Source organism: Pedobacter sp., from assembly GCF_035566355.1.
GTDB lineage: Bacteria > Bacteroidota > Bacteroidia > Sphingobacteriales > Sphingobacteriaceae > Pedobacter.
Genome location: NZ_DATMRL010000656.1, coordinates 1 through 5,619 on the forward strand (window position 1 = coordinate 1; position 5,619 = coordinate 5,619).

Sequence of the window (5,619 nt, forward strand, 5' to 3'; positions counted from 1 at the left end):
GCTATTTACTGAGCCTTGTTCAGTTTTGGCTTGCCAAGTAAAGCTCTTACGAGATAATAATAATTAACCAGCGAAAAGACCAGAATAATCCGTCGATAAGGTTCACCAACGAATGCAAACAAATCATTTAAGGTGAAAAAAAACAGAAAAAAGGAAATTCCAGCCATTAGAATATTAAAGATTGTATTCTTCTCGTAGATTCTATTCTTATCATAGAAGTCGAATTTTTCTACCTTTACCATATACGTAACCAATAACAACGGTAATAGGCTATAAAATTCGACTACAATTTTTGAAATATTTAAAGACCTCATAACCAATAAACCTAGAATTAAAATGATCCAGTATATCCTGTAGCTATGTTTCTCTTTAAAAGTCATTGCAAATTATTTAGTCGTTGAGTCCTGTTAATTATTCCTAAATATATAAGTTTTCAAGACAATTGAAGAGCGTACATATCGCCAATTTTAATGAGAACTCCCTAAGTCACTCTTGCTTTAGACTAATTTGGCTGCAAAGAACACCTAAAAAATTTAAATTCATGGAGTTGTCCATGAAAATCCAGGCAAAACACCAAATTTGCTCCATGTTGAAAAAAGAAGAATAAAATGAATTCAAAGCAGAAAGTAGTAGACTGTTACAACAAAGTGGCAAAAGGAACAAACCAATGAACGACAAGGACACAAAACGACTTTCACGACTGACTGCAATTCTGACCCAGTTACAAGCGAAGCGGCTGTTGACAGCTTCGGAATTGGCAAACAAATTCTTAGTGAGCAACCGAACCATTTACAGAGACATCAAAGCATTAGAACAAGCAGGCGTTCCTATTTTAACAGAAGACGGAAAAGGTTATACCCTAATGGACGGTTACAGAATTCCGCCAATAATGTTTTCCGAAAGTGAAGCCAACGCATTAATTACAGCCGAACAACTTATACTAAAAAACAAGGACGCATCATTTGTAAAAGAATATTCAGAAGCCATCAATAAAATCAAATCAGTTTTACGAAACACCACAAAAGACAAAGCAAACTTACTTTCAAACCGAATTGTTTTTAGGCAGAACACTAACAATGACAGAACGAGTAATTATTTATCCGTTTTACAATTGGCTTTGACAAATTTTAATCTTGCACAAATAAAATATCACTCAACAGACACTCACCAAACCACAGAAAGAACCATTGAACCATTTGCAATTTACAGCACACAAGAAAACTGGTTACTTATTGCCTTTTGTCGATTAAGGAAAGATTTCAGAGCATTCCGTTTAGACAGGATCCAGCATTTGAATATCCTCAACGACAAATTTGAGCCACATAAAATTACACTTGAAGAATATTTTGAAATCTGCAGATCCAAATATTTTCAGAACCCTTGACATAGGGTTGTCGCAGCCCATTTTAGTTTTGTAGCCTAACGATAAAAAATCAAAAATGAGCAATCAAAACATTCAAAAATTCAGTGTAATCGGTATTTCAGTAAGAACTACAAACGAAAACGGACAAGCAGGGCAAGACATATCTGCATTATGGAATACATTCATGACAGAGGGAATTGCAGAAAAAATTCCCAACAAAATGGACAGTTCCATCTATTGCATCTATACAGAATACGAAAAAGACCACACAAAACCTTACACAACAATTTTGGGTTGCAAAGTTGCAAATCTGGATACAATTCCTGCCGAAATGGTTGGCAAAACTATTGAAGAAGCAACCTATACAAAACACATTGCTAAAGGAAATATTTTCCAGGGAATCGTTTTTAACGAATGGACAAAAATTTGGAATTCAGATTTAGACAGAACTTTTACAGCCGACTTTGAAGTATATGGCGAAAAAGCACAAAACCCAGAAAACTCAGAAGTGGATATATTTATAGCCGTAAAGTAACAAGGAAAGCGAATTAATGACCCAAAACACGCGTACAACTCAAAAAATCAGGAGCCGTGATTCCCGCCACTAGGCCACCAAATATACAGAAGCCCGCCACGATAAACAGTGGAATAGCTGCTATCATATAATACACCGGCCTGCTTTCCCTAACCTGGATAAAATACTCCCTGTAATCAACCAGCTTTGCAGGAAACAAACTTGCTGCCAATTTCTCAAAAGAAGAAACGTTTGATCCCTCTACGATGTTCAAACAATAGCTTCCACGATCAGCAGAAAAACGATTCATTTCCATTCGTGCCGTTTCAAAGCCATTGAGGTGCGGACTAAAAACAGATCTGGGTAAAGGAATATTTTCACCTGAGGGAACTTGATGTAATTTCAACTGGAACTTATCTACAGGCGTACGCCTGAAAAGCTTTCCCTTTTGCCATATCGCGTAAATTCCCGGCCTGGTGATTTCAAATGACACCTCTTTTTGGGTAAAAGGAATCTCAACGATCAACTCACCATTAAACACCCCTTTAAGCATCCTGATGGCTTTAACCAGAATAAATACACCAACAGGCACCAGGCAAAAAAATAAAATCCTGAATATGATTAATTCCACCTCTAAAATTGCGTTAACAAACATAGAAACCCTGCTTTTGAGACTTTCTATACTTAATAAATAATTCAATGTCTAATATAACAACTTAACCTACATTTTGTTATGCCACCGACCAGGTAACCAAAAACAATTAGAAGACAATGACTAAATTTGGATTCGTAAGAATTAATTTACCAGATGCATAAACAACTTCCTATAACCGTTAAAGGATATTACTATCAAACAATGATGAAAACTGCCTATATGTGGCTTCCGGTTTTTGCAATTGTAATTTTGATATGTTCGTTCTTTGAAAAATTACGCTTTGTTTTATATCCAACCGTGGTTGCTGCAACCTATACTTTAATTATTAATCAACTGAAAAAGAAATCTATTCAAGTATGTTTTGAAAATGATGAAATAGAATTGAATGGTATCCGTATCCCAATATCTGATATTGAAGAGTATTATATTTCCTTGCCCTTAAATGAACTGTTAATGCTGAGGCTGAAAACAAAATGTAAAAGCGAAGCGGTATTTCTTGAAAAAGAATCAAAAGAAGCTATTGAGATTTTTTTTAGTAATGTTAACATTAAATCTAAGAAAAATGGTTACGATACTTATTTGAAATACAGCCATTTAATATTGCCTTTCGCAGGTTTAATTATTTGTGCAGTCGTTTATAAACTGTATAACTATATCTTTTACGCAGTTAATTAAGTCGCCTACCTAAAAAATAATAAACTACACCGAAAAGGAGCCCAAAAATACTAGTCTGTAAAATACAGACTAATATTCCAACGTACCAAATAGAATCGTAAGTACTCCAGGAAGCCTCTCTTTCATCAAAAATGGTAGTATCAATGGCGTACCAGCAAAGCATCAGTGTAACCACACAAAAAATAGTCTTCAAGATAAGCCTGGGTTTTAACCGCCAATAAATTAAATGCAGAAGTCCTGTTGCCACAAGAGGCAGTGCTGAAGCAGAAAACAAATCTCCCAAAAAGCTGCATTCCATACAACTCGATGATATCCCGTCACTGTATGGCCATAAAGCCCAATACCCCTGCAAAAGGGTGAAGCATATGATGCAGGCCGTCAAAATACCTGCAGAAAATAATTTCTTTCTAAGTTGACTTTGCATTCTAATTATGGTGGCCACACAAAACTTGGTTTATAATTCGAGTGAGCATAGTTCCACTTTTATCCTGACCCTGGTTAATTAGGCCTAAATATATAAGTTTTCAAGATAATTTTAATACAAAGGCCACCCTATTCTCCGATAGTGACCAAACTCCTTGCCTGGCTTAAAAAAACTACTGCGTATAAATCAAAGGGTTTTGTTCATCGCTATCTAAAGCATCACCCAACCTAATATCTTTCAAGTATTGCTGAGGCAAAATGTTTTCCGTGCCATTATAAATGTTACCATCGGGCATGTAGGCGCAGGTCATTGCACGGCGTGATGCAGGCGTCATATTGGCATGAGCACCATGTATCGTTAAACCATTATGAAACGAACAACTTCCTGCTTTCATTGGGGCCGCTACTGCAGAACGCAGACCCATTGACGGATAAATATTAAATACCGCGTCCATATTTTTTCCAATGCCTGGGTTTTCAAAGCCAGTTTCCAAATGCGATCCAGGTATAAAAAAGAGGCACCCGTTTTCAAGCGTTGCATCGTCAAGCGCAACCCAGATGGAAAGCGCATTTCTGTCGGTAAATGACCAGAAAGGCGTATCCAGATGCCATGAAGTAGGATTGGCCCAAGGTCTTTTAAACAAGGCTTGGTCGTGCCAGATCCTTATTCCCCCCACCTGAGCCAAGGTTGCAGCCATACGGCCAATTCTTTCATCCAGCATAATGCTTTTTACCTTTTGATTGGTTTGCCAGAGATTGATCATTTGATCAAATACCTTACTATGGTATTCAGCATCATTGTTTATGCCGTCACTTTCCGCAATACCAATATCCTTCCCAGGCATTTTTTGACCCTTGCGTTCCGCCATAGCTTCGGTTACCGCCTCCTTCCAAATCTCCAATTCCTCTGATGTGAGAAAATCATCGATCACAATAAATCCATTGGTTTGATAAAAATTAATCTGTTCCTTGCTGATATGTGTATTCATTTGCTAGTTGTAATGTTAGTTTTAGCAAACCTAAATAATAGCAGTCTTTCTGCACTTTACCAAAACCGACATTTATTGGTGTTTTTTGATAAAAAGATTAAACCAGCCTGATCAAACCTGGTCTGGCAGGAACGCATACCTATCTTTTAACAAGTTTTTGATGTAACAATTAATTTCAAACTGGTCCGCTACAGGGGTGTTAACGAATGGAATGGTCGGCATATAAGGCGGCGGACCGAACTCCGTAGTGAAAGTCAACTGAGCATGTCCAAGCTGCAGGTTTAGCGCCACAATTCTGTCCCACCAACCAAGAAAAATATCCAGAGCATAAGACCATTCCGGAGCTCTTGGATCAGGTACCTGCGGGCCGTTTTCATGGCCAATCCGCGCATGGACATGTCTGGTGCGCCGAATTGCCTGTTCAACAATTTGTTCAAAGTTTTCAAGCATACTTTCTGTTACACAAGTCCAGTGGGAAAGGTCTGCCGTGATCTTATAATCTTCACGCCTTTCGAAGAGCTCATTTGCAAGCTGCGGGGCAAAACCCAATCGTCCGCGATGAGTTTCATGCACCACCGTTATGCCGGTTTTTTCCGAGAAATCCTGCGCGACGTCGATCAACTCGAGTTGTTGCTTCAGGCTAAACCAGTCACGACCAGTATGCGAATTGATAAGCACAGGATCTGGTTCAGCACATTCATGAAGATTTTTCAAAAAAGAGGCTTTGAACGCCTTGAACGTGCTACCTTGCGCCCGGTATTGATGGACAACAAGCGTCATTCCATAATGCTGCACATAATCAAATAACTTTTTTTTATCATCGTAATTTTCGGGGATCCAGGTATCCAAACCATCATATCCAGCATCCTTTACCCGATCGAGAAATAAATGAATCGGTAAATTTTCATACCCCCACAGCGGACTTAAAATCTTAATTTGCACCCGAAACAGAGGATTGGTTTTCCCGAAAGTTTCTCGGTGATAAGCCCATTTTCTTTTT

The 5,619-nt window shown here is 38.1% G+C and carries 7 protein-coding genes; 3 read left to right on the plus strand and 4 right to left on the minus strand.

Annotated features, from left to right (window positions below):
- Positions 1 to 5: 5 nt before the first annotated feature.
- Positions 6 to 380, minus strand: coding sequence for a hypothetical protein (locus VNZ46_RS25830; protein ID WP_325563995.1), 375 nt, complete (start codon positions 378 to 380; stop codon positions 6 to 8).
- 287 nt (positions 381 to 667) lie between these two features.
- Between VNZ46_RS25830 and VNZ46_RS25835 the strand changes: the two genes are divergently transcribed.
- Positions 668 to 1,384, plus strand: a complete 717-nt coding sequence (locus VNZ46_RS25835; RefSeq protein WP_325563997.1) for a YafY family protein — start codon at positions 668 to 670, stop codon at positions 1,382 to 1,384.
- A gap of 55 nt (positions 1,385 to 1,439) precedes the next feature.
- The gene (locus VNZ46_RS25840; protein ID WP_325563999.1) at positions 1,440 to 1,898 is read left to right on the plus strand and encodes a GyrI-like domain-containing protein; all 459 of its coding nucleotides are present in this window, start codon (positions 1,440 to 1,442) and stop codon (positions 1,896 to 1,898) included.
- A 13-nt stretch (positions 1,899 to 1,911) separates the two neighbouring features.
- On the opposite strand, the gene VNZ46_RS25845 is transcribed toward VNZ46_RS25840, so the two are convergent.
- Positions 1,912 to 2,532 carry a hypothetical protein gene (locus VNZ46_RS25845; protein ID WP_325564001.1) on the minus strand — a complete coding sequence of 207 codons (621 nt, stop codon included), beginning with the start codon at positions 2,530 to 2,532 and terminating at the stop codon, positions 1,912 to 1,914.
- A 153-nt stretch (positions 2,533 to 2,685) separates the two neighbouring features.
- Here VNZ46_RS25845 and VNZ46_RS25850 point away from each other — a divergent pair, with 153 nt between their 5' ends.
- Positions 2,686 to 3,207, plus strand: a complete 522-nt coding sequence (locus VNZ46_RS25850; protein ID WP_108554810.1) for a hypothetical protein — start codon at positions 2,686 to 2,688, stop codon at positions 3,205 to 3,207.
- 596 nt (positions 3,208 to 3,803) lie between these two features.
- On the opposite strand, the gene VNZ46_RS25855 is transcribed toward VNZ46_RS25850, so the two are convergent.
- Together VNZ46_RS25855 and VNZ46_RS25860 are read right to left on the minus strand one after the other, a co-directional pair.
- Positions 3,804 to 4,619: a phytanoyl-CoA dioxygenase family protein gene (locus VNZ46_RS25855; RefSeq protein WP_108550942.1), complete on the minus strand. Its 816-nt coding sequence runs from the start codon at positions 4,617 to 4,619 to the stop codon at positions 3,804 to 3,806.
- A gap of 111 nt (positions 4,620 to 4,730) precedes the next feature.
- On the minus strand, positions 4,731 to 5,619 hold an 889-nt coding region (locus tag VNZ46_RS25860), incomplete at its 5' end, for a hypothetical protein (RefSeq protein WP_325564004.1).